This window comes from Acidovorax sp. SUPP3334, assembly GCF_030159055.1.
Taxonomy (GTDB): domain Bacteria; phylum Pseudomonadota; class Gammaproteobacteria; order Burkholderiales; family Burkholderiaceae_C; genus Paracidovorax.
This window is the reverse complement of the sequence record NZ_BQXQ01000001.1, coordinates 1-26,151: the sequence shown is the minus strand read 5'-3', so window position 1 is coordinate 26,151 and position 26,151 is coordinate 1. Positions and strand designations below refer to the sequence as shown.

Sequence of the window (26,151 nt, the reverse complement as noted above, 5' to 3'; positions counted from 1 at the left end):
AAAGGAGGCAGGATTGTAGCTGCTCAAAATTTCAGCAAATGAAAAGTCCGTTCGGCACCGCCGGATCCTCCGTCGGCGGCCGGCCACGCCGGCGCGCATCGCCCGCGGGCACCTCGGGGGCGATGCCGATCCGAGGCCAGCGCTTTTCCGGAGACTCGCGCACGTGCAGCCGGGCCACCGCATAGGGCCACTGCTCGCTCAGCACGCCGTCGGCCACCGGCCAGACGATGTAGAACGGCCCCGGGCCCGACGCCTTGCCCGGCAGCGCGGGCCAGGGCGCGCCCGCCGGCTCGACCGCCAGCCAGGCCTGGCCCCGCCCCGGGCGCAGCACCAGCGCGCCGGGCAACTGGGCGACGAAGCCATCGAGCGCGACCGCCTCCAGCACGTCGCCGGCCGCAAGGCCCAGGCCGTTCAGCACGGCGGCCAGGGGCACGGCCCGATAGCGCATGGGCCGGTGGTAGGCCACGTCGGCCGGCACGTCGATGTCGCGCACCTCGGGGTGGCGCAGCAGCGTTTCGGTATCGACCTGCCGGGCGCCGCCCGGGCCTTCCAGGTGCAGGACCGCGGCCGACGACGCACCGGGCCACCAGCAGGCCAGGCCGAGCGCGCCCAAGGCCAAGCCCCGGCGCACGGCCAGGACGGAAACATCGAACCATTGCATGGCGGAAAACCTCCTCTTGTATGCGTGTGCAGCGGCGGGATCGCAGCGGAGCCCAAGCGCCTGTCCGACAGCGAAGGCCCGCAAGCCTCCCATACACTGCGCCCCAGTCATGGAAATCTGGATGAACCACCTCATGGACCTGCTGGCGCTGCCCCAGTACGGCCTCAGCACCGTCTTCCTGGTGTCGTTCATCTCCGCCACCTTGCTTCCGCTGGGCTCCGAGCCCGCGGTGTTCGGCCTCATCAAGCTCAATCCCGAACTCTTCTGGCCCGCCGTGCTGGTGGCCACCGCCGGCAACACGCTGGGCGGCGCGTTGAGCTGGTGGATGGGCTACGGGGCGCACAAGGCCGTGGACCGCGCGCGGGGCGAGCACTCCAACCCCCGGGCGCTGGCCTGGCTGCAGCGCTTCGGCGCCAAAGCCTGCCTATTGAGCTGGCTGCCCATCGTGGGCGACCCCCTGTGCGCCGTGGCTGGCTGGCTCAAGCTGCCCTTCTGGCAGTGCGTGGCCTACATGGCGGTGGGAAAGTTCGGGCGCTACCTGACCATGACGGCGGGCCTTCTCTATCTGTGGCCCGACGCGGGGCGGTGAACTCATTTGCTATTTAATTGATAGCAATACCCCCTAGGGGAATATGCGCTGGAGGCCTATTTGGCCAATGCCCCATGCGGCGCACAGGGCGGCGACTGTTGTGCCTCACGGCCGAAGACACGGTCCTGTGGCATATACGCCCCGGCCTGAGCCCCGGCCTGACGGTCAGCCCTTTTCCGCAGGCTCAGGCAGTTTGGCCGCTTCGGGCTCGATGGGTGCCGGTTTCGAAGCCACCGAATCGTCCGTGGGCTCGGCGTTGTCGCGCAACACGCCGTTGACCTCGGCCCCGAAGATCAGCGTCGTGGCGCTGATGTACAGAAACACCAGCGTGGCCACCACCCCTGCAAAACTACCATACACAAGCGCCAGCTTGCCCGCGCTGCGCAGCGTGTAAGACAGCGTGGCGGCGGCCCCCACCCACATGCCAGCGCCCACGATGGCGCCCGGCACCACCGTGCGCAGCCGTTGGCGAAGATCGGGCAGCCAGCCGTAGAGCAGTGCATACAGCACGGTCAGCACCACGAACGCCGTGCCGTAGCGCACGCTGTTGCGCAGCCAGGGCACCTCTTCGCCCACGCCCACGTTGTTCTCCAGAAGCTGCCACACGTAAGGCATGACGATGATCGAACTGAAGGCCGCGAGGATTCCCCCGCCCACCACCACCGTGAACACGGTCACCTTGATGCGCGCCTTCCAGAACGGCAGGCCGCGCTCGATGCCGTAGGAAAGGTTCAACGCCGTTCGCACCGCCTGCATGCCCGACGAAGCGGTCCACAGCGTGACGAGAAAGCCGATCGCGAGCAACGCCTGGTTGCGCTGCGCGAGTACCTGCTCGATGACGGGCTGCATCGCATCGCGCACGACCTGGGGCGCGTACTCCATCACCCGCTGGGCCAGCGCCGCCGCGTCCCCGGGCTCGCCCACATAGGCCGCCGTGGCCGACAGCAGGATCAGCAGCGGAAACATCGCCAGCACCGAAGAAAACGCCATGCTCCCGGCCTGGTTCGCGCTTTGGTGAAGGACGTAGTTGCGGATCGCCAGCGCAATGACGGGCAGGCCCGGAATGGTCCAGGCCACTTGCCGCACGCGGTGCAGGACGGTCTTCAGTGCCATGCGTTTGTCCAACTCTGCATCCTTTTTTCGTTCTGCCGATCGACCGGCGCTGGTGTGAAACCGACCCATCGACACGGGAGCGCCAGGATGCCCAGCGGGCTCGGGCCCGCACCCGCACCCGCACCCGCACCCGCTGACTGTCGCTCAAGCCACGCGGGCCTTCTGTAGGACTCGAAGAGCACCCGCAGCCACACAGGGCGTACCGGCGTACACGCATCGCGGCGCATCGGCCAATGGCCCCTCGACATTCCGACCAACGGAAAGATAGACTGCCTGCGGTCGCATTCGGTCAAGTCCGGGCGACCGCATTCATTTCAATCATTACAACGGAGGAATTTCATGAAGCGATTTTTGTGGGGCCTGGGAATGGCCCTGGCGCTGATGGCACCGGGCGTGCAGGCGCATGGGAGCACGGAAACAGACGGCCGATGGAGCCGGCTGGTCACTACGGGCGAGGGGCCTTCCGTGCGTTCGACGCCCGCCGTGGCGCCGGTCCTCGGGTCCATCTACCTGTTCGGCGGGGTCAAGGACGATTTCGCCAGTGGCGAGAACACGTTCTACGACGACCTGTACCGCTTCGACCCCCGCCTTGCCCGGTGGACACCGCTGTCGCCCTCCGGCGCCAAGCCACCGGCCCGGGCCTTCGCCGCGAGTGCCGCCGTGCCGGCGCGGCACTGGATGCTGGTGTTCGGCGGCGCCAACTACAGCGCCGACCTTTCTTCCCTGACGTTCTTCGACGACCTGTGGGCCTACAGCGCCCTGTTGAACCGCTGGACCCAGTTGCAGCCAGGCAATCCGGGGCCTTCGGCCCGATCGCGCCCCGCCCTGTGGGTGGACGGCGAGAAGGTCTATGTGTTCGGCGGCATCCAGACCGACTTCCACACCTTGAACGACCTGTGGGCCTTCGACCTGCGCACCAATCTGTGGACCCAGATCATTGCCAACGGCGACGCGAACTCGCCGACCTCGCGCCATGAAGCGGCAGTGGCCGGGCGCGCATGGGACGGGCAATTGACGCTGTACGGCGGGCAATTCAGCGACAGCGACGGCTTCGTCTCGTTGAACGACACCTGGCGCTTCGACCTCGCCACCCGCCAGTGGCAGAACATCACGCCCGCCGAAGCCGACAAAAACGTCGATGCGCCCCGCCACCAGGGATCGACCGTGCAGATCGGCCACGCCCTGCTGATGGCCGGGGGCGACCTGCCGGGGGGAAGTTCCGGCTGCGGCGCCGCGTTTCCGCAGAACGCCACGTCCGAGCTGTGGCGCTTCGACCTGCACGACCGCACGTGGCGCCTGCTGGCCCCGGGCGGCGATGCCTTCCCGGCGCTCAAGCGCACCAACGCGGCCGCGGTGGGCGGGGTGATGTATGTGTTCTCGGGCTTTGGCTTCTCGTGCCAGAACGATGAGGGCGGGCAGGTTTGGAATCCTGACGTTTACGCGTTCCGGCCCCGCTGATCGATGTCGCCCGTGGGCTGCGTCAGGCAGCCTTCGGGCGCTGGTCTGGGCGCGCAGACATGGAACAGGATTCGATGGGTAGTCGTCTCTCTGCTCTGATGCTTGATGTCCCCAGACGGGCCATGGAAATCCATCGGTTCAAGGTGAGCGCCGACGAGCAGACGGACGCTGTAATCGACCCAGAGCGTGCACTGGTCAAGTCAACTTGAAGGTCGACTATGCAGTGTTTGCTGTCGCTCGTGGCTACGTTCATGGCAGGTTGCTACTGGCCACAAGCAGCCCCAGAGCGGCTGCTTCGGAGTGGCAGATGCAGCAGAACTGTTGGCACAATGGAAAAGCAACCGAATCCAATTTGTCCAAGCTGTTTCCGGTACTGCCGCTCGCCGAAGAAGTCCTTGTGACGATTAGTCCACTGACTTGGCAAAGCACGCCGTCTAAGCGCGGGGGCGTTTGCCCCGCCGCAAACTTTGGGCCGTGCTACTAGATACTTGATGGCGTTGTGGCAAACAAAGTAGAACCAGATCAAGGGAGATCAACCGTATGTCACACACCGTCAATTGGCTTCATCTGTCCGATTTTCATTTCGGTCTCCACCCTTTTGAACAGGCTTTCTCTGCCAAGAAGATCGTGGAACACCTCAAGGAGGCGCAAGTCAAAGGGCTTACTCCAGATTTCATATTTATCACTGGTGATATTGCCAATTCTGGGAAGAAGACAGAGTACGAGCAATTTGTCGAGCACCTTATCTCGCCGATCATCGACCTACTCGGAAGTGATTTCCTGGATAAAATTTTTACCGTCCCCGGCAATCACGATCTCAATCGGCACGTCAACGAAGAATTCAGCAAGGAAAAATTCGTCAGACCGGAATCGCGCTCTTTCAATCCGGACCAAGGATCTGCTTTGCGTCGTGAAATGTTGGTTAAGAGATTTGAAGATTTCTTCGAGCACAATTTTTGTCAGAGTTCGGAAGACATCAAGTCCGACCGTGGTGCTGTTGTATCAGAACGAACCATCGGTTCTGTAAAGGTCGGGATCGTTGGGTTGAATACCGCTTGGCTCTGTGACGGAGAAAAGGACAAGGAAGCCCTGACTCCTGGCGTTGCAATTTTGAGAGATGCCTTGGAAGGGATTTCAGACTGCGCTATTAATTTCGTTCTTGGGCATCATCCGCTCGATTGGATGTATCCTCCCCACAGGCAACCAATTGAATCGCTATTAGGTGCCAAGCAGGCCATCTATTTGCATGGCCACATGCACACAGAATCTTTTTCAAACACGCTGACTGGCGCCGGCGAATACCTCGCCGTGCAATCGGGGGCTGGGTGGCAGAGCCCGGAAGGCGGTAAGTGGAGAAATGGCTTTATGTGGGGGGCTGCAGATCTTCATTATGGATTGATTCGGTTCCAGCCATTCAGCTGGAGCTTTCCAAATCAGTGCTGGACGCTGGATGGCGCTCGTTTCCACGAGAATTACAGAGACGGAGACTGGTGGGTAATCGAGGCACCTCGCGCGCATACAAGGCCAAATTACGCACCGAAGCAAAAAAGTCAGCCCCTTATAGGTTGGGAGATCAAAGATCTAACCAACCTAGAGAGAAGTACAGAAAAGCTGAAAGAGGATGAGTCGATCGCATATTTCGATGGCGCGACGCCAACTTGGTCTATCGCGCTGTCCGAATCCATTCCGCGGCGAGAAATTGTAGGCAAGGTGTCGAACAACTTTCGCCCTGACGCAGCAACACCATATGTTTGCGTGCTATTGGGTGCTGGCTGCGAAGGCAAAACAACTGCTCTGTTGCAGTCGGGCCTAGAAATACTGCGCGCAAACAGAGCTAAGAAGATCCTATCTAGAACAAATCACACGCGTCCGTTCAGTGGCGTTGAGTTGATGGAGACCTTCCGCAGTCACGACAACTGGCTGGTTGTTATTGACGAGGCAGATCAGGTCGCGAAGGAAGTCCTACGCTTCATTGACGTTGGCTTCGATGGCTACGCAGGGCGGATCGACTTCCTACTGGCGAGTAGAGATTCGGATTGGCAGTCCTCAGGAGCAAAGTGGCTGCCTTGGACGTTCAAAGCCAAGTTCAAAGAAGAAGTCCTCAAAGACCTGAGCGTCAGAGACGCGGACCTGATCGTCAAGTCTTGGGCTAGGTTCGGAACTAAAGGCCTCGGCGAAGAACTTGCGCTGCTTCCGGAAAATGAGCGTGCAGACAAGCTGCGCTATTACGCGAAGAAGGAATCGAAGGGGAATTCCGACGCTTTTTTTGGTGCGCTTCTGATGTCCCGCCACGGCAATGATTTGCTAGATCATGCGCAGTCAATGCTTGAGCGGCTTGCGGAGGTTGAGTTGCCAAGTGGCCGGACGTTAAAGGACGTGCTTGGCTTTATCGCAGCAATGCACGTCGAAAGTTTCGACAAGCTCAGTTTCGCGGCGCTCGCGGGACTTTTGGAATTATCTATCCCGAAATTACAAAGCGAGGTACTAAGACAGCTCGGTAAAGAAGCTGCTGCCACCAGCACCTCGACGAGCATTTTCACCCGGCACAAGCATATTGCCGCGGCACTCATTGAGGTGCTCGAAACCAAATTCAACGAAGACATTTCTCACTACTACATTGACCTCGCAATATCGGAGGTACAGCGTTCAAAGACTGAACAAGTCATTGATCTAGCGTTTTGGCGATTTGAAATAGCCGAAAGGTTGTTTCTTTCAGGAAAGAAGCGACTTGCGATAGACGTCGCCTGCAAAGTCTACGAGACTGATAAATCTTTCCACCTGCTCACCAAGCTAGCATCCCTTTATCGCCGACAAGGCAATGCGGATGAAGCCGTCAGGCGATTTAGGAGTTTTGATTCCAAACCAAGCCATCGCGGTTTCTATTTTGAATGGGGCGTTTGCGAAGGTATTGAGCGCAATAGGACGGAGAACGCCTTACTCGCAGGCTATGCGTTGAGTGATCAATCCGAGACCGGCTCGCTTACGGTCGAAAATGCGCGAATGTACCTTAGCGGGCTCTCCGAGTGCTGCGACAAGCTTCATATTGCGTTTGCAGATCGCATATTTAGCGATACTGAATCTGCTTGTAATTCATTATTAACGATTCTGAAAAAGAACGGTAAGACCAATAAGTCCGAAAATGAAGATATAATATCCATCTTTGCCAAAGATGTGGCGAAGCGCCGGAAAAAGCTATACGGAAGAGTGGAGGCGATCTCCATCATTAGCCATATGATTCCAAAACTTGTTCCATATGGCATCGCTCTGGAAGTATTGCAAATTGTTGATGCGGATTCGATGTCATTTATGTCGCTCGATCGAATCGCTCGAAACATTGAATTGCTGCAGTAAGCGCTTTCTCAAGTGTGAACGGGAGCAGTATTTGACTCAGTGACCTCGATCTTCTCGTCGTACCCATTTGCGGCCAACTCTCTTATAGGAGGAGGTGGCTTTCGTCGACGATGGCAATATGTGAGTTCTGCGCTAGCGAGATGACTTTACGAGTCTTCGAGGGTCAACTAGGGAATCTCTGCACGAATGCCTGAGCGATGTGCTTTGAGCAAGCCTGAAGCCCGGACAATGCGAACATGAAGCAAAGCAGCCTGGGCCTGAACAACGCCATCAAGCGCACGCGCAAGCGCGAGTTCCTTGATGCCATGGAACTGGTGGTTCCCTGGGCTGAACTGGTTTCGCTGATAGAGCCCTATGCACCCGAGAGTGGACGCCGGGGTCAGCAGCCCTTTGCAGTACAGACCCTGCTGCGCATCCACTTCATGCAGCAATGGTTCAAGCTCAGCGACCCGGCCATGGAAGAAGCGCTGCACGACGTGCCAGCCTTTCGGGACTTTGCAGGCCTGTCCCACTGGGACGAGCACATCCCCAGCGAATCGAGCATCCTGCGCTTTAGACACCTGCTGGAGCGCCACAAGCTGGCCGATCAGATCCTGGCCACGGTCAATGCGCTGCTGCAGGCCAAAGGGCTGCAGCTCAAAGCAGGCACGGTGGTGGATGCCACGCTGATTGCTGCACCTACGTCCACCAAGAACCAAAGCGGCGAGCGCGACCCTGAGATGCACCAGTCCAAGAAGGGCAATCAATGGTACTTTGGCATGAAGGCCCACATTGCAGTGGATGCCGACTCAGGCCTGGTGCATACGGTGCGAGGCACCAGTGGCAATGTCGGTGATGTGATCGAGGCCAACAGCCTGCTGCACGGTCAGGAGACAGATGCCTTTGGCGATGCGGGTTACCAAGGGGTGGATAAGCGGCCGGATGCCAAACAAACCGTGCGCTGGCATGTAGCCATGCGTGCAGGATTGCGCCGCGCTTTGGACAAGGACAAGCCCATGGATGCGCTGATCGATCAGCTCGAGCGCACCAAGGCCAGCATCCGGGCCAAAGTTGAGCATCCGTTCAGAGTGCTCAAGCAGCAGTTTGGGTACGTGAAGGTGCGCTACCGAGGGCTCAAGAAGAACACGGCGCAGATCGTCACGCTGTTTGCGCTGTCAAACCTGTGGATGGCAAGGCACAAGTTGCTCGCTTGTACGGGACAGGTGCGCCTTCAAGGGGCGTAACGCCCCAAGAAATCGGGCAATTGCCCTCGCGCAGTGCCTGTGGTGCGCACTGCACACCCGCAATTGCTCAACGTCAGTGCCGTTTTGGTTGCGCCATTGCTGTGGCACAGCCAGAGGCGATTCGTGAAGAGTTTCCCTAGGCTTCGGCTGCTCTCATCGAACATTTCCCTTCTGAATCCGACTGGCCGCCGCGTCATTCCACTGCGGGCCTGTTAGCTGCAATGTTGAGTGACAGCTCTCGGAAGGTAAATTGGCCTCGAGGTCCGCTCAGGGTCTGGAATTGCCCTTGGATGATCACGGCAGTGAGCGGCAGCAACCAGCCTGAAGCGGCTCATGCATCTCTCCACACATCAAGCTGTAGGCTTGGCCGCGCTCAATCCTTGAAGCACACCCCCAGATTGCCCAGCTTTTTTGCATACGAGTCCCTGCGTTTTGCTGCCTTTGCAGCGGTTTCGGAGGCGGCTTGGACCGCCTTGGGGCCCTTAGCCGCAGCCGCTTTGATCAATGCGAACTTGTGAGCGGCATCTGCCTCGGCCCGCTTGAAAGTGGCGATGAGTTCAGCATGGGCAACGGATGGATTCACAGGTACTCCATATCGATCAGCGGCGTCACCCTTCAATTTGGACGTCGGTGCGAAGCAAGGCGGTTCTCAATTCGCGATTAGCAGGTTTTGAAACATCCACCTTTTGAGCAGCCAGGTCGAACGGTGAGCATGGCTTGATGCTGGTGGGCAGTATCTTTTTTGCTGGATTCTTGGCGGGGTACGTGCCCTGGCCCGGACACATGCGAACGGAGAACCCGAATTCTTCGAGTGCGCCTTTCGCATGCAACTCCGCTAATTGTTGAAACGTTACGAAGGTCGAACGTTTAACGTCTTTGAATCCTGGCCGACTGACGTCACGAACGATCTCGAATTTACCCAGCGAATCTCGCTGTGTATCGGTAAACGGATGGAGCAAGAAAGTCTGACGAACCCCATTTTTGGACACCAGAGTGTGCTCGACGGCTATATCGGTTAACAGCATTTTTCCCCGCCCGTCAAGCTGCAGTTGCACAGCACATCATTCGCCATCCCACCCAAAGTCGCAGATCGTGTTTTCACGCCACGCCAATGGGAACCAATCGCTTTGGGACTAAAACTGCCTGCCAATGGGGGATTGGGTAAAAGCCCGAAATCAGCCTGAAACTGCCGTTCCGCCGAAAGAGAGCATGCCGGCCGATAGATGTCTGCTGCGAGACGCTTATCGCGAGCGTTCAGGTCAACGGACTGGCCGAACTCCACCAATGCAATATGCATCTGCGGCAAAGCTCTATCCAAGAAGCGCTATTTCGCTCTTGTTGAAATCAAGGAATCGAGAGAGCCACTAGACCGGCCTGCATTTTTTCCGAGCGCTGGCCGACGCCCGCAAACGTCGGCCAAGCTTAAAAAACCGACGCGTGCCGGTTCAAACGTTGAACAGGAAGTTCATCACATCGCCATCCTTTACGACGTATTCCTTGCCTTCCGCGCGCATCTTGCCCGCGTCCTTGGCGCCCTGCTCGCCCTTGAAGGCGATGAAGTCTTCGAAGGCGATCGTCTGGGCACGGATGAAGCCGCGCTCGAAGTCGCCGTGGATCACGCCCGCGGCCTGGGGAGCGGTGTCGCCCACGTGGATGGTCCAGGCGCGCACTTCCTTCACGCCCGCCGTGAAGTAGGTCTGCAGGCCCAGCAGGTTGAAGCCGGCGCGGATCAGGCGGTTCAGGCCGGGTTCGGCCTGGCCCATCTCGGCCAGGAACATGTCGCGGTCCTCGTCGCTCATCTCAGACATTTCGGCTTCCATCTTGGCGCAGATGGCCACGACGGGTGCGTTCTGGGCGGCGGCGTATTCCTTCAAGCGCTCCAGCAGCGGGTTGTTCTCGAAGCCGTCATCGCTCACGTTGCCCACGAACATGGCGGGCTTGGCGGTGATGAGGCAAAAGGGCTTCAGCAGCGGGGCGTCTTCCTTGCTCAGGGCCACGGTGCGTGCGGGCTTGCCCTGGTCCAGCGCGGCCTGGATGGGCGTGAGGATGGACACCAGCTTGGCGGCTTCCTTGTCGTTGCCCGACTTGGCGGCCTTGCTGTAGCGGTTGAGCGCCTTTTCCACCGTGGCGAGGTCGGCCAGGCACAGCTCGGTCTGGATGACTTCGATGTCGGAGATCGGGTCCACGCGGCCAGCCACGTGGATGACGTTGTCGTCCTCGAAGCAGCGCACCACGTTCACGATGGCGTCGGTTTCGCGGATGTGCGCGAGGAACTGGTTGCCCAGGCCTTCGCCCTGGCTGGCGCCGGCCACGAGGCCCGCGATGTCCACGAACTCGACGATGGCCGGCACGATGCGCTCGGGCGTGATGATGTCGGCGAGCTGCTGCAGGCGGGGATCGGGCACTTCCACCACGCCCGTGTTGGGCTCGATGGTGCAGAACGGATAGTTCTCGGCGGCGATGCCGGCCTTGGTCAGCGCGTTGAAGAGGGTGGACTTGCCCACATTGGGCAGGCCCACGATGCCGCATTTCAGGCTCATGGCAGGGCTTTCAGGTGTTCGGAAGACAAACCCGCGATTTTACGGCGTGGGCCGCAGGTTGAAGATTCATGCCCCGCAAGCCCCGACCGGCAGGCCCGATTCATTCGAAGCGCAGGTCGGCCGCGATGGGCTGCCCGACCCTCAGCACGCGGCCGGCGCCCTGGCGCACGATGGCGTTCATGCCGAAGGTGACGGCGCCGCCCAGCCGCCGATCGTGGCGGTAGGTGCGCAGCATGGTGCTCACCTCGGGGCTGCTCGCGGCGGTCGCGGGGTCGATGTCCGGAATGGGGCAGCGCGCACAGGGCTTGGTGGGCTGCAGGTGCACCTCTTCACCCTCCCCGGTGCCGATGTAGAGCCGATCGATGCGGTCCTCGTCATGGGCATGCAGGCCGCCGACCACGATGTTGGGGCGAAAGCGCTCCATGCCCACCGCAGCCTGCCCGGCGGCCAGCAAGCGCTCGTTCAGCCCGTCGAGCGATGCCTCGCTGGTCAGCAGCAGCGGAAAGCCGTCGGAGAACAGATTGGGCACCTCGAGGCCGTCGCTCCACTTCGGGCTGGACAGCCGGCGGTGCTCGGGGTCGAACCGCACCATGCGGCAGGGCTGGCCCAGAAAGTCGGTGAACCACTGGGCCGCGAGCGGGCCCATGTCCCAGGCGGGCACCGTGTCGTCCCAGACCTGCACGGTGGCGGGCCCCTCGACCTGGTTGATCGCCACGTGCAATGCCAGCATGCCCGGCGCGCGCAGCACCATTTCGTGCACCTTGAGCTGGGGCCGCACCAGGGCCATGCGGGGCAGCGCGCGCTGCGTGAGAAATTGCCCATCGGCATCGACGACCATCCAGGCGCGGTCCAGGTCGAGGCCGGTGTCGGTCAGCAGCGCCTCGCGCACTGCGATGCCGGCGCAGGATTTGACGGGGTGGACGAACAGGCGGGTGATGGTGCCGGCAAGGTCGTGGTCGGGGCGGAAGGTCACGGGGAAAAGGCTCCAGGGGCACGGGCGCGAAACCCGTCGGTGAAAGCGGGATTGTGCCCGGCCGCCCCGCCTCGGCCGGCTCCTACAATGCCCGGCATGGCGCAAACCTTTGATGTATGTATCCGTGGCGCTGGCGTCGTGGGCCGCACCCTCGCCCTGCTGCTGGCGCGCGAGCGGCTCCGCGTGGCGCTCGTCGGCACCCATTCTTCCCTGTCGGCCGACGTGCGCGCCTATGCGCTGAACGCCGCATCGCGCGGGCTGCTCGAATCCGTGCGAAGCTGGCCCGATGCCGGCCACGCCACTGCGGTGCGGCAGATGCAGGTGCATGGCGACCAGGGCGGCGAAGTGACGTTCGATGCGGCCCGCCAGGGCACCGAGGCCCTGGCCTGGATCGTGGACGTGCCCGCGCTGGAAGCCCGGCTGGCAGACGCCCTGCGGTTCCAGCCCCAGGCCGAGTGGGTGGAGGCCCCCGTGCCCGCCGCGCTCACCGTGGTGTGCGAGGGCCGCGCCAGCCGCACGCGCGAGGAATTCGGGGTGAATTTTTCCACCATGCCTTATGGCCAGCACGCGGTCGCCACCCGGTTGCAGTGCGAGCGGCCCCACGGCCAGGTGGCGCGCCAGTGGTTCTTGCCGGACGGCATTCTGGCTTTTCTGCCGCTGGGCGGTCCCGAAGGGAACTCCGTCGCGGTCGTCTGGTCAGTCTCGCAGGACCAGGCGCAGCGCCTGACCGCCATCGACCCCACCGAATTCGAGCAACAGATCCAGCAAGCCAGCCAGGACACCCTCGGCGCCGTGCAATTGAGCGCGGACCGCATGGCCTGGCCCCTGCAGCAGGCCCGGGCGGACCGCTGGTGCGGCCCGATGTCACCGCAGGGTGGCGCCACGGCCGCCGCGCGCAGCTGGGTGTTGGCCGGCGATGCGGCGCACAACGTGCACCCGCTGGCCGGCCAGGGACTGAACCTGGGGCTGGGCGACGCGCAGGCGCTGGCCCGCGTGCTGAACGGGCGGGATTACTGGCGCGGCGTGGGCGACCTGCGGTTGCTGCGCCAATACGAACGCGAGCGCAAGGCGGCCCTGCTGCCCATGGGCTGGACGATGGACGGGCTGCAGCAGCTTTTCTCGCGCAATGAAGGGCCTTTGACGGCCCTGCGCAACTGGGGCATGAAGGGCTTCGAGCACAGCGGCCCGCTCAAGGACTGGGTCACGCGCCAGGCCATGGGCCGGGTCTAGGGGGATGGACCGAAGGGCCGCAAGGCAAGACGCTGGCGATGATGGCCGCGACGGATCGAACAACGAATTGAAGAACGAAAGAATCGCCATGAAACTGCTTTCCTCCGTGCTGGCCGGCGCCGCGCTCACCCTTTCGCTGGGCGCATTCGCCCAGGAAACGGTCATCCGCAAGTCGCTGTCGGAACGCATTCCCCAACTGGAGAAGATCGACGAGGTGCGCAGCACGCCCATGCAGGGCCTGTACGAGGTGCGCATCGGCACCGACCTGTTCTACACCGACGCCAAGGGCAACTACCTGATCCAGGGCGAACTGATCGACACCAAGGCCCGCCGCAACCTGACCGAAGACCGCATCAACAAGCTCACGGCGGTGGACTTCGACGCGCTGCCGTTCAAGGATGCCTTCACCATCGTGCGCGGCAACGGCAAGCGCAAGATCGCGGTGTTCGAGGACCCGAACTGCGGCTATTGCAAGCGTTTCGAAAAAGACCTGCAGAACGTGGACAACGTGACCGTGTACATGTTCCTGTACCCCATCCTGAGCCCGGACTCGGCCGAGAAATCACGCAACATCTGGTGCGCCAAGGACCGCGTGGTCGCCTGGCAGGACCAGATGGTCCGCGACAAGGCCGCCCCATCCGCCAGCTGCGACACCGCGGCCGTGCAGCGCAACCTGGCCTTCGGCAAGAAGCACAAGATCACCGGCACCCCGACGATCATCTTCGCCGACGGTTCCCGCGTGCCGGGAGCGATCAACGCGCAAGAGGTCGAAAAGCGCATGACCGACGCCGGCGGCTCCGGCAACTGAGCCCTCTGCCCGCGCGGCGGCTGCCGCCGCGCAACGGATTTTTTCTCTGACCGGCCCGGCGGCGCGGTGCATGCGCTGCCCCCGGCCGCCCACCGACCCACAGCGCCCGCACCATGCCCGTCCTTCGCAACGCTTCACCCGCCGTCCACTACCGCGTCGAACCCGCCCAGCCGCACGCCCACCTTTTCAGCGTGACGCTGACGGTGGCCAGGCCCGAGGCGCAGCAGCAGCTGTCGCTGCCGGTGTGGATTCCCGGCAGCTACCTCGTGCGGGAATTCGCCAAGAACCTGCAGAACCTGCGCGCCCAGCAGGACGGCAAGGACGTGCCGCTCGCCCAGTTGGACAAATGCCGCTGGGAAGCCCGATGCCGCAAGACCCAGCCACTGGTGCTGACCTACGAGGTCTGCGCCTACGACACGTCGGTGCGCACCGCCTTCCTCGATGCCACGCGCGGCTTTTTCAATGGCACCAGCGTGTGCCTGCGCGTTCACGGCCAGGAGGACGCCCGCCACGACCTCGAAGTGGTGAACACGCCCGCCGTGGCGCGCTGGTCGGTCGCCACCGGGCTCACCGCCGAGAAAACCACGCGCGCCGGCTTCGGCACTTACACCGCCGAGCATTACGACGAACTGGTGGATTGCCCCGTGGAGATGGGGCCGTTCTGGAGCATCCGCTTCACGGCGTGCGGCGTGCCGCACCGGCTGGTGGTGTCGGGCGCTGCACCTTCGTTCGATGGCAACCGGCTGGTCGCCGACATTCGCCGCATCTGCGAGGAAGGCATCCGCTTTTGGCACGGCAGCGGCAAGCCGCCCTACCAGAACTATCTCTTCTTGCTGAACGTGGTGGACGACGGCTACGGGGGCCTGGAGCACCGCAACTCCACCGCACTGATCTGCGGGCGGCGCGACCTGCCCCGCATCGGCCAGGCCCGGGCGCCCGAGGGCTACAACACGCTGCTCGGGCTGGTGAGCCACGAGCACTTCCATACCTGGAACGTCAAGCGGCTGCGCCCTGCGGAGTTCGCGCGCTACGACTACACCCAGGAGAACTACACCCGGCTGCTGTGGTTCTTCGAAGGCTTCACCAGCTACTACGACGACCTGCTGCTGCGCCGCGCCGGCCTGATCGACAACGCCACGTACCTGCGGCTGCTCACCAAGACCATCAACCAGGTGCTGCAGACGCCCGGCCGCCGGGTGCAGTCGGTGGCGCAGGCCAGCTTCGATGCGTGGGTCAAGTACTACCGCCAGGACGAGAACACGCCCAACAGCACGGTGAGCTACTACACCAAGGGCTCGCTGGTGGCCCTGTGCCTGGACCTCGCACTGCGCCGTGAAGGCCAGACCACGCTGGACGACGTGATGCGCGGCCTGTGGGAGCGCTGCGCCGCCGGCCCGATGTCCGAGGCCGATCTGCTCGGCACCCTGCAGGCGCTGGCGGGCCGCTCGTTCGCGGACGAGGTCGCCCAGTGGGCGCACGGCACCGACGACCTGCCCCTGGCCGAACTGCTGGCGGCCAACGGCGTCACCCTGCAGGACGAACCCGCGCAACTGGCCCAGCGCCTGGGCGTGCGGGTGGCGGAAGGCACGGGCCTGCAGATCAAGGTGGTGCTGCGTGGCGGGCTGGCCGAGCAAGCCGGCTTCGCCGCGGGCGACGAATGGGTGGGCGTGGAGGTGCAGGGCGAAGCCTGGCGCGTGCAGCGGCTGGACGACGTGCCGCTGTATGCCGGCGTCGAGCCCCACGTGACCGCGCTGGTCGCCCGCGACCGCAAGCTGCTCAAGCTGGCGCTGGAGCTACCGAACCCCGGGCGCACGGGCGCTGGACAGGAGATCGACACCGTGGGCCTGTCGGTGGCCGATGCGGCCCTGGCGAACCGCTGGCTGGACGGCACCACGGCCCAGCCGGAACGGTAAAAGCCCGGGCGCGGGCCCGGAAGGCCGTGGGTATAGTCTGCCGATCACCAACGATCAACGGAGACACCCCTTGGCCTACGAAGTCATCGAGGTCCGCACCGAGGCGGACAAAGTCGGCATCATCACGCTGAACCGGCCCAAGCAACTGAACGCGCTGAACGATCAGCTCATGAACGAACTGGGGGAGGCGCTGCAGGCCTTCGATGCGGACGAGAAGATTGGCTGCGTCATCATCACCGGCAGCGAAAAGGCCTTTGCCGCGGGCGCGGACATCGGCGCCATGGCCAGCTACAGCTTCGCCGATGCCTACAAGGGCGACTACATCACGCGCAACTGGGAGCGCATCCGCTCCATCCGCAAGCCGGTGATCGCCGCCGTGAGCGGCTTCGCCCTGGGCGGCGGCTGCGAGCTGGCGATGATGTGCGACTTCATCATCGCGGCCGACAACGCCAGGTTCGGCCAGCCCGAAATCAAGCTGGGCGTGATCCCAGGTGCTGGCGGCACGCAGCGCCTGCCGCGCGCAGTGGGCAAATCCAAGGCCATGGACATGGCCCTCACCGGCCGCATGATGGACGCCGCCGAAGCCGAGCGCGCCGGGCTGGTCAGCCGCGTGGTGCCATTCCCGCAGCTCATGGACGAAGCCCTGGGCGCGGCGCTGCAGATCAGCGACTTCTCGCAGATCGCCGTGATGGCGGCCAAGGAGTCGGTCAACCGCGCGTTCGAGAGCGGGCTCTCGGACGGCGTGATGTTCGAGCGCCGCCTGTTCCACGCCCTGTTCGCCACCAGCGACCAAAAGGAAGGCATGGACGCCTTCGTGAACAAGCGCAAGGCGAGCTTCACCCACCAGTGAGGCGCCCTGCGCCGCAGCCCCGCTACGGGGGCTGCGGCACTGCCCTGTCGCTGCCGCTGCCGCTGTTTTTCAGCGGCTTTTTTTCGTCCGCGCCGGGGCCTTGGCCGGCACCGGCAAGCCGGCCTGCCAATGCGCGGGGTCGGCGAATCGCTCCACCAGAAAATCCAGCATCGCACGCAGCGCAGGCGGCACCTGCCGGCGCGAGGCATACACGCCGTGCACACCCAGCGCGCGCGGCGCATGGCCCGGCAGCAGCGCCGTGAGCCGCCCCTGCGCGATGAGCGGCGCGGCGGAGTAGATCGGCTGCAGCGGTGAGGCGGTCCATTTTGATTCGAAGGCTGCGCGATGTGAACGACTCCGCCTTCGATTTTCGGTCGCATCAGGGCTGACAGCCCGGCACTGAGCGCGATGACAAACGCAGTCGAACGTGCGCATTCGCGCGGCGGACAGGTCTTTCGTTTCCGACCGTCGGATTCGATTGCGGTACACCATCATTCAATGCCGTCTCCAAAAATCTCCGCAGTGCAAGACCCGCGGAATATCTCAACGTGAACCGCGATGACCATCAAGAATGAACGCCTCCTGGCTGCCCTGTTGCCATGGGTGCGAAATACCGCCGAAGCCTTCACTACAACTTCGAAATCATCCGCGAGCTCACTGCGGAGCCCCGCCTCCCCCCTTGCGCCACGCGCCAAGAGAGGCACCCCACAGGCCCCACGCCAAGCCACATTGGCGGGACCTGAAAACGCAGGGTCCTCGCCAGGAGGCGGCAAAACTGACCGCAATACAGCGACGCTAGCCGCGAAATATGCGATGGGCTTGGCCGGCGTGGCTGTTTTGTACAAAAGCACTGACGATTTCTTTTTATCGACCAGCACACTGCTCGACGGCAAAGGGGGCTTCACGAGCAACGCGCGACTCGACAAGGCTTATGCGCAGGCCAAAACCTACTATCAGGAATACCACCGCACCGACGCTGACGCGGGCGGCGACCGAAACCCCATGCCATGGATCAGGACTTGCGGGAGCAACCAGTTCGCGACCATGACCGACTACCGAGCCGCCACCAAGGTCCATCTCGAGGCGCTGGCGGATCACTCTCAGGCACGGCAATCGCTGATCAAAAATTTCGATTGCCTCAAGGGGCACTTGGTGAAGCCAGCCTCGGTGGATCGCTACCAGCCGCGCCATGTGCCCGAGAACGTCGATCTCACCAAAAGCCAGGCTTATGCGAGCAAAGGGAAGTACGCACTGGTCGGAGTGCCCAACGAGGAAACCGGCGCCACTGGCTATGTCTCGCGCTCCATCACGCAGCCTTTCGTGAACAAAGGACTCCCGCACTACCAGGCTGCCACGCAAGCACGGGGACTTTCGCTTCGAGAATGCATGGACTCCCTGGAGATGCTGCTACAGCAGGAGGGTGAGGCCGGGCCGGAAAATGGCGGGCTGGGCGCAAAGGCCCAACTGGCGGCCGGACAGGCCCTTTTGAATTTCCGGCAGGTTTATGCGCACGAAGAGCACTGGGGCCACGCCGAAAACGTGATCATGTCGCTGCTGAAAGAGCAGGAATTGCTGCTCCCCAGCGAAACGGAAAAGCTCGATGCCAGCCTGATGTTCGAGAACCCGTCGAAAAGCATTCTCAAAAGAAACACCGGTGTCCTCGGGCCGCTACTGCACCGATTTGAAACGGCCATGCACGCGTGGCGGCTGCGGGATGATCCGCAGGCACTCGCGGACCTGCGGCCCCTGGCGCAATCGAAGAACATCGAGAACCTGGCGATTGCCCATTTCAAGCTGAACGAGCAGGGCAACGGCTTCGAGGACTGCTCCGGGTTGGGCGATTCGTTCACATGCGCCAACGCAGTGGCGTGCATCAACCACGCTCGGCTGATGAGCGACGAGCCACGCCTGTCCAAGGACGAACTGGTGGCTTTGGTGGCCTGCTTCAACGCGGTGTACGACGACGCCAGCGGAAGCCGGCATACCCTGCATGAGATAGCGAGGGGATGCTTCGCCGGGGCGGGCTATACCATCGAGGAAGCGGACGATTTCTACAAAAGCGTCTGCCAGGACGCCGCCCAGGCCTTCTATGGCGGCAAGCAACGGGTCGCTGCCTCCAGGCCCTGACCACCACGCCGCCCAGCCACTGCCCGGTAGGGCGCAGGTCAGCCGGGAAAGACCGGCTCGCCCAGGTTGAGCATCAGCCGGTTGGCCCACGCGAAGATCGCCACGGCATGCACCGTGTCGAGAATCTCCAGGTCCGACAGGCCCGCCGCGCGCAGCGGCCGCACCTGCGCCGCGCCGAACGCGCCGGGGGCGTGCGTGAGGTCGATGCTGGCCTGCACGATGGCCTGCTCGCGCGCCGTGGTGCCCGCGCCCTGCGGCTCGGTGAAGACCTGCACGATCACGTCGTTGCGCTTGGCCAGTTGCTCGAACCGCTGCGCGTGCACCGAGGCGCAGTACACGCAGCCGTTCACGCGCGAGACCACCGCGCTGGCGAGTTCGCGCTCGGCGCGCGACAGGCCGCCGGGCGCATACATGATCGCGTTGAAGACGATGGAGCGCTCCTCCAGAATGCGCGGCTGGTGCACCAGCACGCGGTAGTAGTCGCTCGTCTTGGCCTTGGGGTGGCTGTCCTCCAGCACCGCCAGCTGCGCGGGCGTGGCCTGTGCCAGGTCCAGCACGGGCAGCCAGGCTTTCCAATCCAGCGTTTCGCTGGTGTAGCCGTTCACGCGGATGGGCTCGCCAGGCTTGGGCAGGTTGGCCGGGTGCACGAAGGGCGCGGCGGCCGGGGCCGGCTCGCCGGCGGCGGCGGGCGACGCAGCGGGCGAGCCAAGCGCCGCCAGCGCCTGCAGCCCCGCCACCACGCGCACCTGGTAGGCCACGAAGGCGATGAGCTGCGCCAGCGCCACCACGGCCGGCGTGCTCAAGCCCGCCGCGGGCAACTGCAGCAGCGCCGCGCGGTCGCCCTCCACCGGCCGTGCGGCCAGCAGATCGGCGAAGCGCAGGATGGCCTGCAGGCGTGCGTCGTCCGCGTTCGCCGAGCCCGACACCACTGCGTCTCGCTGCGCGGGCGTCAGGTCGGGCAGGCTCTGCAGGCGCGCCGTGTAGTGCGCCACCAGGGCCGCGCTGCCGGCTCGGGCGGCGACGGCCAGCGCGGCGAGCAGGCGCTCGGCCAGGGAGAGGCCTTCCAGCGCGGGATCGAACAGGCTGTCGTAGCTGCCCTGCGTGGCGGCCACCACCTTGTCGCGCTGGTGGCGCACGGCATGCACCGGATCGCCGGCGGTCAGCGGCACGAGGGTGTCCACCAGGTCGAGGGGGTGGGAAAGGGAAAGGGAAGAATCGGTCATGGTCGGCTCCGGTGGGGCGGCACGGCGGCCGCCAGGGATCTCAGTGTTTCAGGGCTCCAGCGCATATTCTTCTAGGGCAGCGTGCTTCAAAAACAATAGCACTTGCCGCCAGGAGTCCTCATCGGCCCATGCGTTGGGTGCGGGTGCGCCGCCGCCCGTGCTGCGCCGGCCGGAGACCGGATGGGCGTACACGGTCTGCGTGCTCGGCAGGTAGGGAAACAAGATCGAATGCCCGGCGCCGGCGTAGTCGTGCTGCGCCACCGGGTCCGGGTGGGCGTGGGCAGCGAGGCGTTCCGCGACCATGCGGCCATAGAGCGACGACGGCCACGAGCCATCGTCTTCGGCGGTGAGCAGCAGCACCAGTTTCCACCACCGGCAGCACGCCGGCGCGGGTGTGAAAGCGCGTGCGCAGGTCGCGCACTTCCAGCGTGGGGGCGCCGGGGAAAGCTGCGGCGCCCATCATTTCTGCAGCCTCGGGGTTGAGCACGTCGCGCAACTGGTCGCCCACGAGGTTGATCGCGACGCTGGTGAACAGCAGCGCCAGGCCGGGAAAGAAGCTGACCCAGTATTCGTTGGACAGCAGGTACTGGTAGCCGTTGGAGATCAACAGGCCCAGCGACGGCTCGGTGATCGGCACGCCCAGGCCCAGGCACGGCCAGCGCAGCGGCTGCGGTGCGCGAGCGCAGAAAGTCCGCCGCCACGCGGTACCAGATCGAGCGGTCGTCGAAGCTCCGCGCCACGGGGGCGCCGGGCGAAGCGGTCACAGGCTGCGTCATGCCGCGCCCTCCACCCGCGCACGCGGGTCCAGCAGGCGGTAGAGCACGTCCACCACCAGATTGAGCGTCACGAAAATCACCACCACCACCATCAGGTAGGCCACCACCACGGGGCGGTCCAGGCTGTTGATGCTGTCCAGGATCAGCTTGCCCGCACCGGGCCACGCGAAGATGCTCTCCGTCACCACGGCATAGGCGATGGTCGAGCCCAGCTCCAGGCCCAGCACCGTAACGAGCGGGATCAGTGTGTTGCGCAGCACGTGCATGACCATCACGCGCGACGGCGACAGGCCCTTGGCCCGCGCGAACTTCACGAAGTCCTGCGGCAGCACCTCGCGCACGCCGGCCCGCGTGAGCCGCAGCACCAGCGAGATCTTGAACAGCGCCAGGTTGAAGGCCGGCAGCGCCAGGTGCTGCAGCCCGTCGAGGGTGAGGAACGACCACGGCACGCCGAACAACTCGCGCGTGGCGCCACGGCCGCTGGCGGGCATCCATCCCAACTGCACGCTGAACACCATGATGAGCATCAGCGCCACCCAGAACGCCGGCAGCGAAAAGCCCGCGATGCTGACCGCCATGAGCGCCTTGGACACGGGGCTGTCCGGCCGCATGCCGGCGTACAGCCCCAGCGGCACGCCCAGCACCACCGCCAGCACCAGCGCGGCCATGGCCAGCTCCAGCGTGGCGGGCAGGCGCTGCAGGATCAGGCGCACGGCGTCTTCCTGGTAGACGAAACTCTTGCCCAGGCTGCCGTGCAGCGCCCCATCGATGAAGGCCAGGTACTGGCGCCACAGCGGCTGATCGAGCCCCAGCCGCGCGATGGCGGCCAGGCGCTCCTGCTGGTTCATGTCGTCGCCGATCAGGATGTCCACCGGGTTGCCGATGGCGTGCAGGCCCACGAAGACGATCACCGTCATGGCCAGCACCACGAGCAGTGCCTGCCCCAGCCGGCGCAGCAGCCAGCCCGTCATGGCCGCAGGGCCGCGGGCAGCCGCGAGCGCTTCAAGGCAAAAAGGCCTGCAGTGCAATATCCACTAGGGCATATAGCTATTATTTTCATAGCAATTATCGCTTGACCTCCGGGGCGCTTTGGGTCATGGCGGGGACGGTGGCGGGATCAGCCGGCGCGGCGCCTTCGGGCGCATAAGCCGGAAACGCCGCCGGCGTCCATTCGTCGCCGTCCAGCTCGGGCTCTTCGTAGCGCTGCATGGCCGCGTAGTGCAGCGCGGCATCGTCGGCCAGCAGCCGGGCGGCCAGGCCCCGCGCCAGGCGCTGGGCGCCATCGCTGATCTGCGGAATATCCCCCGCTCCCGCGCCCTGCGAAAGGGCGCCGCCGTCGTTGAAGCAGTGCATGCGGTCCAGGCCCGGGCAGGCGCCGGGCGTCTTTTCCTGAAATTCGAACAGCGGCCCCAGGTCGGGCGAGGCGGACAGCTCGGCGTCGCTCTCGCCGGCTGGCGGCACGAAGCGGTCCTGCCACAGCCGCACGGCCGGCGCGAACGCGGCGAACTCCGGACGCAGCGCCCAGTCGGTGCGAAAGCCGGTGCAGAAAATCACGAAGTCGGCGGCCAGCGGGCCCTTGGCGGTCTCCAGGCGCAGCGCGCCGTCGGGCCGCACGGACGCGCTGTGCACGCCGGCCCCCAGGTGAAAGTGCGCGTTGGCGTGGCGCGACACGCGCAGGGTGCTGCCGTGCGGCGGCGGCACCTGTTGCACGTTCAGGTAATGGCGAAAGCGCCATTTCCATTCGTCCGGCAGCGACCAAAAGCCGTGCGCCATGCCGGGGTTGCCGGCGCCCTTGCCCTTGTTCACGCGGGGCAGTTCGGCGCGGCGCACCAGCAGGTCCACGCGCGCGGCGCCGGCCTCCAGCGCGGTGGCGGCCGAGTCCATGGCCGAGGCCCCGCCGCCCACACATCGGCCGAATGCGCCCAGCGCCCCGCCGGCAGCGCGCGCGCCCAGTCGGGCACCCAGGGGCCGCCCAGCCCGTCGCGGCCCGTGGCCAGCACCGCATGGCGGGCCAGCACGTGGTAGGGCGCGCCGCCGTCGGCATCGTCGGCCAGGTCGATCCGCACCAGGCCATCGGCGCGCGGGTGCACGGCCAGCACGCGCTGGCGGTTGCGCACGTCCAGGCCCAGCACGCGGCGGTACCAGCGCAGGTACTCCATCCACTGCAGGCGCGGAATCTTGTCGAGCGCGGCCCAGGCGGCCAGGCCGAACTGCGACTCGAACCAGGCGCGGAAGGTGAGCGCCGACAGGCCCAGCGCGGGCCCGGTCAGTTCCTTGGGCGAGCGCAGCGTCTCCATGCGCGCCGTGGTCGCCCAGGGGCCCTCGAAGCCCTCCGGCGCGCGGTCGAACAGCGGGGCCTGCACGCCCATGTGCGCCAGCGAAGCGCCCAGCGCCAGCCCGGCCATGCCGCCGCCGCCGATGGCCACGTCCAGCACCGGCTCGCCCGCCTCGGTCCGGCGCGGCGGCACCCAGCGCCGCGCGGGCAGGCCCAGCCATTGCAGGTCCTGGCGCAGGCGCGCCTCCAGGGCGGCGAGCCCGGCGGGCGCGGGCGCAGGCGCCAGGATGGGGGTGGGGATGGAATCGGCGGGGACAGTCGTCATTCGGAAACCTCGGAAGCAGTGGGGCCGGCATCGCCGCCATAGAGCGCCTGCAGCAGCGCGGCGTGGGCCTGCGGGGCGTGCTGCACGAAGCCCGGCAACGTCCGGGCCGCCTGCAGCAGCGCATCCGCCACGGCCTGCACCTGCGGCGTGACGGGCTGCGCCTGGGGCGTGATGACCCCGAAGAAAAAGGGAATGTCGGTGTCCAGCGGACGCACGGCCACGCCGTCGCAGGGCAGGCCCAGCGCGGTCAGCAACTCCAGCACGGCCACGCCGAGGCCGGCGCGCACGGCGGCCTGGGCGTTGACCGAAGAATTGGTCTCGATGGCATCGCGACGCGCCAGCCCCGGCCGGCCGACCTGGGCCAGCGCCCGGTCGATGCGGCCGCGCAAGCGAAACGGATTGCTCAAGTCGATGAGGCGGCGTTCGGCCAGGGCCGCCAGCGGCACGACGGGTTCGGCGGCGAGCGGGTCGTCCTGCGGCAGCACGGCCATGCAGGCGGTCTGAACGATCCAGTGCACCTGCAGCCCGCGGTGCTCCAGCGGCAGGCTGGTGGCGCCCAGTTGCACCGCGCCCGTCAGCACGGCATGCACCACTCTTCGGGCGAGGTGCTGCGCAACTGGATGGCAGCGCTGCCGGTGTGTGGCTCGGCCAGCCGCAGCGCCTGCGGCAGCAGCCCCACGGCCAGCGCCGACGTGGCGGCCAGCCGCAGCGGACGGGCCTCGCCGCGCGCGATTTCGGCGGCGCGCTCGCGGATCTGCCGCAGGCCGCCGAGCGCGCGCTCCACGTCCTCGTACAGCAGAAAGCCCTGCTCGGTCGGCGTGACGCGCGGGCCGCCCCGGGTGAAGAGCGCATAGCCGATCTCGGCCTCCAGCTCTTGCAGGCAGCGGCTCATGGACGGCTGCGAACGGTCCAGCAGCCGGGCGGCCGCGGTCACGCTACCAGTGGACATCACGGCGGCGAAGGCTTCGAGTTGGCGCAATTCCATGGGGTTTTATTTCATGCGTTTCACGAAATCACGAACCCCTTGCATGCCAAATACAAATACTTTGACCACCTATGCAAATGCCGAAGGGGCGCAAGCGCGGGCTTGACGCGAACCTTCGGCAGCGATGCGCCGGCCGGGCGACCGGCAGCGAGGGGGGATCTACCTCAGGATTTCAGGGCCTCGCTGACCGACGCGGCCAGCGGCGTCGTCGGGCGACCGATCAGCGCGCTGAGTTGGCGCCCGCTGTCAAACAACGCGCCGCGAGCGGCCCCGGCATCGCTATCCGCCAGCATTTCCGCCACCGGCGCGGGCAATCCCACGGTCACCAACAAGTCGCGGTATGCGGCTTCGGGCATGTCCTGGTACACCAACGGCTTGCCTGCCTGGCGCGCCACTTCAGCGGCCAGTTCGGCCCGGGTATAGGCATCGTCGCCAGCCAGTTCATAGACCTTGCCGGCAGGGCTGTCTTTGGCGGCCAGCACGGCAGCGGCCGCAGCGGCGTAATCCGCCCGCGCTGCGGAGGCGAACCGCCCCTCGCCCGCGCCGCCCACCAGCACGCCGCGTCCCAGCGCATCGGCAATGCCCATCAGATTGTTTTCGGTGTACCAGCCGTTGCGCAGCAGCACGAAAGGCACACCCGATTCCTTGAGCAGCGCCTCGGTCGCCAGATGTTCCTTCGCCAAGCCCAGTGGAGACACATCGGCATGCAGCAGGCTGGTGTAGGCGATCAGCTGCACCTTGGCGCGCGCCGCGGCACGGATCACGTTGCCGTGTTGCGCGAGCCGGCTGCCGATTTCGCTGGAAGAAATCAACAGCACCCGATCGATGCCCTGCAGTGCGGCATCCCACGAGGCCGCGTCGTCGTAGTCCGCCTGGCGCAGTTCGACGCCTGCGGGCAGCCCGGCCGCGCTTTTCTCGACATTGCGCACCGAGGCCACGATCTGCGATGCGGGCACCTGTGTGAGCAACTGCTGAATGACAAGGCGGCCGAGTTGGCCGCTGGCGCCGGTGACGAGCAGGCGGGGGGAAGGGGTGGACATGCGAGAAACCTCTTGGTAACGATTGGAGAGGAGGTCTATATTAGGAACCGCCACCACTTCCACAAGAAGGCAGTTTTTCATGCCCTGGTTACCTGAAGCTCACCTCCCTGCCCCGGCCACACCCGAGACCCTCGAAGCCCTGGCCGCCACACAGGCCTGGATGCGCGAGCGCCCCGAAGGTCTGGACCTGGGGCAATGCCCGGTGCGCGACGTGCTGGACCACATCGGCGACAAATGGACCACGCTGATTCTGCTGACGCTCGCCCCCGCCCCCTTGCGCTTCGGCGCCCTGCAGCGCGCCGTGCCCGACATCTCCAAACGCATGCTGGCGCAGACGCTGCGGTCATTGGAGCGGGACGGCCTGCTGACGCGGCATGTCTTTCCCACCAAGCCGCCCAGCGTGGAGTACCGGCTATCGGCCTTGGGGCAATCGGTGATGACGCCGCTGTCGCATTTGCTGCACTGGGCGGAACAGCACCACGGGAGCATTCGCAGCGCGCGGGAGCGGTACGACGGCGAAGCGCTGGAGACACGCCCCCCTGTCATGGAAGAGGCGCGAGTGGCCTAGGTGTGAAGTTTCAATAGGTTGTATCCGGTGTTCATCCGGATTGGGTTTGAGAGACTGGAAGTCGCCAAACACCCAATCCGCTCAGGACACCCAACCAGATGAACAGCCATAAGCATGCCCGAC

21 protein-coding genes and 3 pseudogenes are annotated in these 26,151 nt (G+C 64.7%); 10 read left to right on the top strand and 14 right to left on the bottom strand.

What is annotated here, in order from left to right; genetic code table 11:
- Positions 1-31 precede the first annotated feature (31 nt).
- Complete coding sequence (locus AVHM3334_RS00120) at positions 32-661, bottom strand: hypothetical protein (protein ID WP_284408604.1); 630 nt, start codon at positions 659-661, stop codon at positions 32-34.
- 109 nt (positions 662-770) lie between these two features.
- On the opposite strand from AVHM3334_RS00120, the gene AVHM3334_RS00115 reads away from it, so the two are divergent.
- On the top strand, positions 771-1,250 hold the full coding sequence (locus AVHM3334_RS00115) for a YqaA family protein (RefSeq protein WP_502869825.1): 480 nt from the start codon (positions 771-773) through the stop codon (positions 1,248-1,250).
- Between the two features lie 165 nt (positions 1,251-1,415).
- On the opposite strand, the gene AVHM3334_RS00110 is transcribed toward AVHM3334_RS00115, so the two are convergent.
- Entirely contained in the window at positions 1,416-2,363 is a 948-nt protein-coding gene (locus AVHM3334_RS00110) for a YihY/virulence factor BrkB family protein (RefSeq protein WP_284408600.1), read from the bottom strand.
- Positions 2,364-2,702: 339 nt separating this feature from the next.
- On the opposite strand from AVHM3334_RS00110, the gene AVHM3334_RS00105 reads away from it, so the two are divergent.
- The 3 genes from AVHM3334_RS00105 (at position 2,703) to AVHM3334_RS00095 (ending at position 8,395) form a co-directional block, all read left to right on the top strand.
- On the top strand, positions 2,703-3,821 hold the full coding sequence (locus tag AVHM3334_RS00105) for a Kelch repeat-containing protein (protein ID WP_284408598.1): 1,119 nt from the start codon (positions 2,703-2,705) through the stop codon (positions 3,819-3,821).
- Between the two features lie 540 nt (positions 3,822-4,361).
- Positions 4,362-7,172, top strand: coding sequence for a P-loop NTPase (locus tag AVHM3334_RS00100; RefSeq protein WP_284408596.1), 2,811 nt, complete (start codon positions 4,362-4,364; stop codon positions 7,170-7,172).
- Between the two features lie 236 nt (positions 7,173-7,408).
- A complete protein-coding gene (locus AVHM3334_RS00095) occupies positions 7,409-8,395 on the top strand; it encodes an IS5 family transposase (protein WP_284408594.1) in 987 nt (328 codons plus the stop codon).
- A 373-nt stretch (positions 8,396-8,768) separates the two neighbouring features.
- Here AVHM3334_RS00095 and AVHM3334_RS00090 read toward each other — a convergent pair whose 3' ends face one another.
- The 4 genes from AVHM3334_RS00090 to AVHM3334_RS00075 form a co-directional block, all read right to left on the bottom strand.
- Positions 8,769-8,978 carry a hypothetical protein gene (locus AVHM3334_RS00090; protein ID WP_284408592.1) on the bottom strand — a complete coding sequence of 70 codons (210 nt, stop codon included), beginning with the start codon at positions 8,976-8,978 and terminating at the stop codon, positions 8,769-8,771.
- 25 nt (positions 8,979-9,003) lie between these two features.
- Positions 9,004-9,450, bottom strand: coding sequence for a hypothetical protein (locus AVHM3334_RS00085; protein WP_284408590.1), 447 nt, complete (start codon positions 9,448-9,450; stop codon positions 9,004-9,006).
- A gap of 390 nt (positions 9,451-9,840) precedes the next feature.
- A complete protein-coding gene (gene ychF / locus AVHM3334_RS00080) occupies positions 9,841-10,935 on the bottom strand; it encodes a redox-regulated ATPase YchF (RefSeq protein WP_284408589.1) in 1,095 nt (364 codons plus the stop codon).
- Between the two features lie 100 nt (positions 10,936-11,035).
- Positions 11,036-11,908 carry an MOSC domain-containing protein gene (locus tag AVHM3334_RS00075; RefSeq protein ID WP_284408587.1) on the bottom strand — a complete coding sequence of 291 codons (873 nt, stop codon included), beginning with the start codon at positions 11,906-11,908 and terminating at the stop codon, positions 11,036-11,038.
- Positions 11,909-12,004: 96 nt separating this feature from the next.
- Here AVHM3334_RS00075 and AVHM3334_RS00070 point away from each other — a divergent pair, with 96 nt between their 5' ends.
- From AVHM3334_RS00070 to AVHM3334_RS00055, 4 genes are all read left to right on the top strand, one after another.
- Complete coding sequence (locus AVHM3334_RS00070; protein ID WP_284408586.1) at positions 12,005-13,138, top strand: FAD-dependent monooxygenase; 1,134 nt, start codon at positions 12,005-12,007, stop codon at positions 13,136-13,138.
- Positions 13,139-13,226: 88 nt separating this feature from the next.
- Positions 13,227-13,946, top strand: a complete 720-nt coding sequence (locus tag AVHM3334_RS00065; protein WP_284408584.1) for a DsbC family protein — start codon at positions 13,227-13,229, stop codon at positions 13,944-13,946.
- Positions 13,947-14,059: 113 nt separating this feature from the next.
- Positions 14,060-15,859 carry a M61 family metallopeptidase gene (locus AVHM3334_RS00060; RefSeq protein ID WP_284408582.1) on the top strand — a complete coding sequence of 600 codons (1,800 nt, stop codon included), beginning with the start codon at positions 14,060-14,062 and terminating at the stop codon, positions 15,857-15,859.
- A 70-nt stretch (positions 15,860-15,929) separates the two neighbouring features.
- On the top strand, positions 15,930-16,709 hold the full coding sequence (locus tag AVHM3334_RS00055; RefSeq protein WP_284408580.1) for an enoyl-CoA hydratase: 780 nt from the start codon (positions 15,930-15,932) through the stop codon (positions 16,707-16,709).
- A 69-nt stretch (positions 16,710-16,778) separates the two neighbouring features.
- Here the strand turns inward: AVHM3334_RS00055 and AVHM3334_RS24000 are convergent, their stop codons facing one another.
- A complete protein-coding gene (locus AVHM3334_RS24000; protein ID WP_502869824.1) occupies positions 16,779-17,204 on the bottom strand; it encodes a hypothetical protein in 426 nt (141 codons plus the stop codon).
- Positions 17,205-17,267: 63 nt separating this feature from the next.
- On the opposite strand from AVHM3334_RS24000, the gene xopAG reads away from it, so the two are divergent.
- The gene (gene xopAG, locus AVHM3334_RS00045) at positions 17,268-18,836 is read left to right on the top strand and encodes a XopAG/AvrGf1 family type III secretion system effector (RefSeq protein ID WP_284408579.1); all 1,569 of its coding nucleotides are present in this window, start codon (positions 17,268-17,270) and stop codon (positions 18,834-18,836) included.
- A 38-nt stretch (positions 18,837-18,874) separates the two neighbouring features.
- Here the strand turns inward: xopAG and AVHM3334_RS00040 are convergent, their stop codons facing one another.
- The 7 genes and pseudogenes from AVHM3334_RS00040 to AVHM3334_RS00010 form a co-directional block, all read right to left on the bottom strand.
- Entirely contained in the window at positions 18,875-20,059 is a 1,185-nt protein-coding gene (locus tag AVHM3334_RS00040) for a CMD domain-containing protein (protein WP_284408577.1), read from the bottom strand.
- Between the two features lie 48 nt (positions 20,060-20,107).
- Entirely contained in the window at positions 20,108-20,362 is a 255-nt protein-coding gene (locus AVHM3334_RS00035) for an acyl-CoA thioester hydrolase/BAAT C-terminal domain-containing protein (protein ID WP_284408820.1), read from the bottom strand.
- A 172-nt stretch (positions 20,363-20,534) separates the two neighbouring features.
- Positions 20,535-20,708: pseudogene (locus AVHM3334_RS00030) on the bottom strand (ABC transporter permease); the annotation flags it as partial.
- Between the two features lie 123 nt (positions 20,709-20,831).
- The gene (locus AVHM3334_RS00025) at positions 20,832-21,806 is read right to left on the bottom strand and encodes an ABC transporter permease (protein WP_284408575.1); all 975 of its coding nucleotides are present in this window, start codon (positions 21,804-21,806) and stop codon (positions 20,832-20,834) included.
- A gap of 94 nt (positions 21,807-21,900) precedes the next feature.
- Positions 21,901-23,435, bottom strand: a pseudogene (locus AVHM3334_RS00020) (FAD/NAD(P)-binding protein).
- Positions 23,432-24,420, bottom strand: a pseudogene (locus AVHM3334_RS00015) (LysR family transcriptional regulator). The pseudogenes AVHM3334_RS00020 and AVHM3334_RS00015 overlap by 4 nt, the downstream one beginning before the upstream one ends.
- A gap of 164 nt (positions 24,421-24,584) precedes the next feature.
- Positions 24,585-25,460: an SDR family oxidoreductase gene (locus tag AVHM3334_RS00010; RefSeq protein ID WP_284408573.1), complete on the bottom strand. Its 876-nt coding sequence runs from the start codon at positions 25,458-25,460 to the stop codon at positions 24,585-24,587.
- A gap of 79 nt (positions 25,461-25,539) precedes the next feature.
- On the opposite strand from AVHM3334_RS00010, the gene AVHM3334_RS00005 reads away from it, so the two are divergent.
- Positions 25,540-26,028 carry a winged helix-turn-helix transcriptional regulator gene (locus AVHM3334_RS00005; protein ID WP_349816599.1) on the top strand — a complete coding sequence of 163 codons (489 nt, stop codon included), beginning with the start codon at positions 25,540-25,542 and terminating at the stop codon, positions 26,026-26,028.
- The last annotated feature ends 123 nt before the right edge of the window (positions 26,029-26,151 follow it).

Excerpts from the sequence above, each read along its gene's own strand:
- AVHM3334_RS00100 (WP_284408596.1), top strand. The coding sequence starts at position 4,362 with ATGTCACACACCGTCAATTGGCTTCATCTGTCCGATTTTCATTTCGGT.
- AVHM3334_RS00070 (WP_284408586.1), top strand. The coding sequence starts at position 12,005 with ATGGCGCAAACCTTTGATGTATGTATCCGTGGCGCTGGCGTCGTGGGC.
- AVHM3334_RS00025 (WP_284408575.1), bottom strand. The coding sequence starts at position 21,806 with ATGACGGGCTGGCTGCTGCGCCGGCTGGGGCAGGCACTGCTCGTGGTG.
- AVHM3334_RS24000 (WP_502869824.1), bottom strand. The coding sequence starts at position 17,204 with ATGATGGTGTACCGCAATCGAATCCGACGGTCGGAAACGAAAGACCTG.
- AVHM3334_RS00105 (WP_284408598.1), top strand. The coding sequence starts at position 2,703 with ATGAAGCGATTTTTGTGGGGCCTGGGAATGGCCCTGGCGCTGATGGCA.
- AVHM3334_RS00065 (WP_284408584.1), top strand. The coding sequence starts at position 13,227 with ATGAAACTGCTTTCCTCCGTGCTGGCCGGCGCCGCGCTCACCCTTTCG.
- AVHM3334_RS00120 (WP_284408604.1), bottom strand. The coding sequence starts at position 661 with ATGCAATGGTTCGATGTTTCCGTCCTGGCCGTGCGCCGGGGCTTGGCC.
- xopAG (WP_284408579.1), top strand. The coding sequence starts at position 17,268 with ATGACCATCAAGAATGAACGCCTCCTGGCTGCCCTGTTGCCATGGGTG.
- AVHM3334_RS00005 (WP_349816599.1), top strand. The coding sequence starts at position 25,540 with ATGCCCTGGTTACCTGAAGCTCACCTCCCTGCCCCGGCCACACCCGAG.
- AVHM3334_RS00060 (WP_284408582.1), top strand. The coding sequence starts at position 14,060 with ATGCCCGTCCTTCGCAACGCTTCACCCGCCGTCCACTACCGCGTCGAA.
- AVHM3334_RS00040 (WP_284408577.1), bottom strand. The coding sequence starts at position 20,059 with ATGACCGATTCTTCCCTTTCCCTTTCCCACCCCCTCGACCTGGTGGAC.
- AVHM3334_RS00110 (WP_284408600.1), bottom strand. The coding sequence starts at position 2,363 with ATGGCACTGAAGACCGTCCTGCACCGCGTGCGGCAAGTGGCCTGGACC.
- AVHM3334_RS00115 (WP_502869825.1), top strand. The coding sequence starts at position 771 with ATGGAAATCTGGATGAACCACCTCATGGACCTGCTGGCGCTGCCCCAG.
- AVHM3334_RS00010 (WP_284408573.1), bottom strand. The coding sequence starts at position 25,460 with ATGTCCACCCCTTCCCCCCGCCTGCTCGTCACCGGCGCCAGCGGCCAA.
- AVHM3334_RS00095 (WP_284408594.1), top strand. The coding sequence starts at position 7,409 with ATGAAGCAAAGCAGCCTGGGCCTGAACAACGCCATCAAGCGCACGCGC.
- ychF (WP_284408589.1), bottom strand. The coding sequence starts at position 10,935 with ATGAGCCTGAAATGCGGCATCGTGGGCCTGCCCAATGTGGGCAAGTCC.
- AVHM3334_RS00035 (WP_284408820.1), bottom strand. The coding sequence starts at position 20,362 with ATGGTCGCGGAACGCCTCGCTGCCCACGCCCACCCGGACCCGGTGGCG.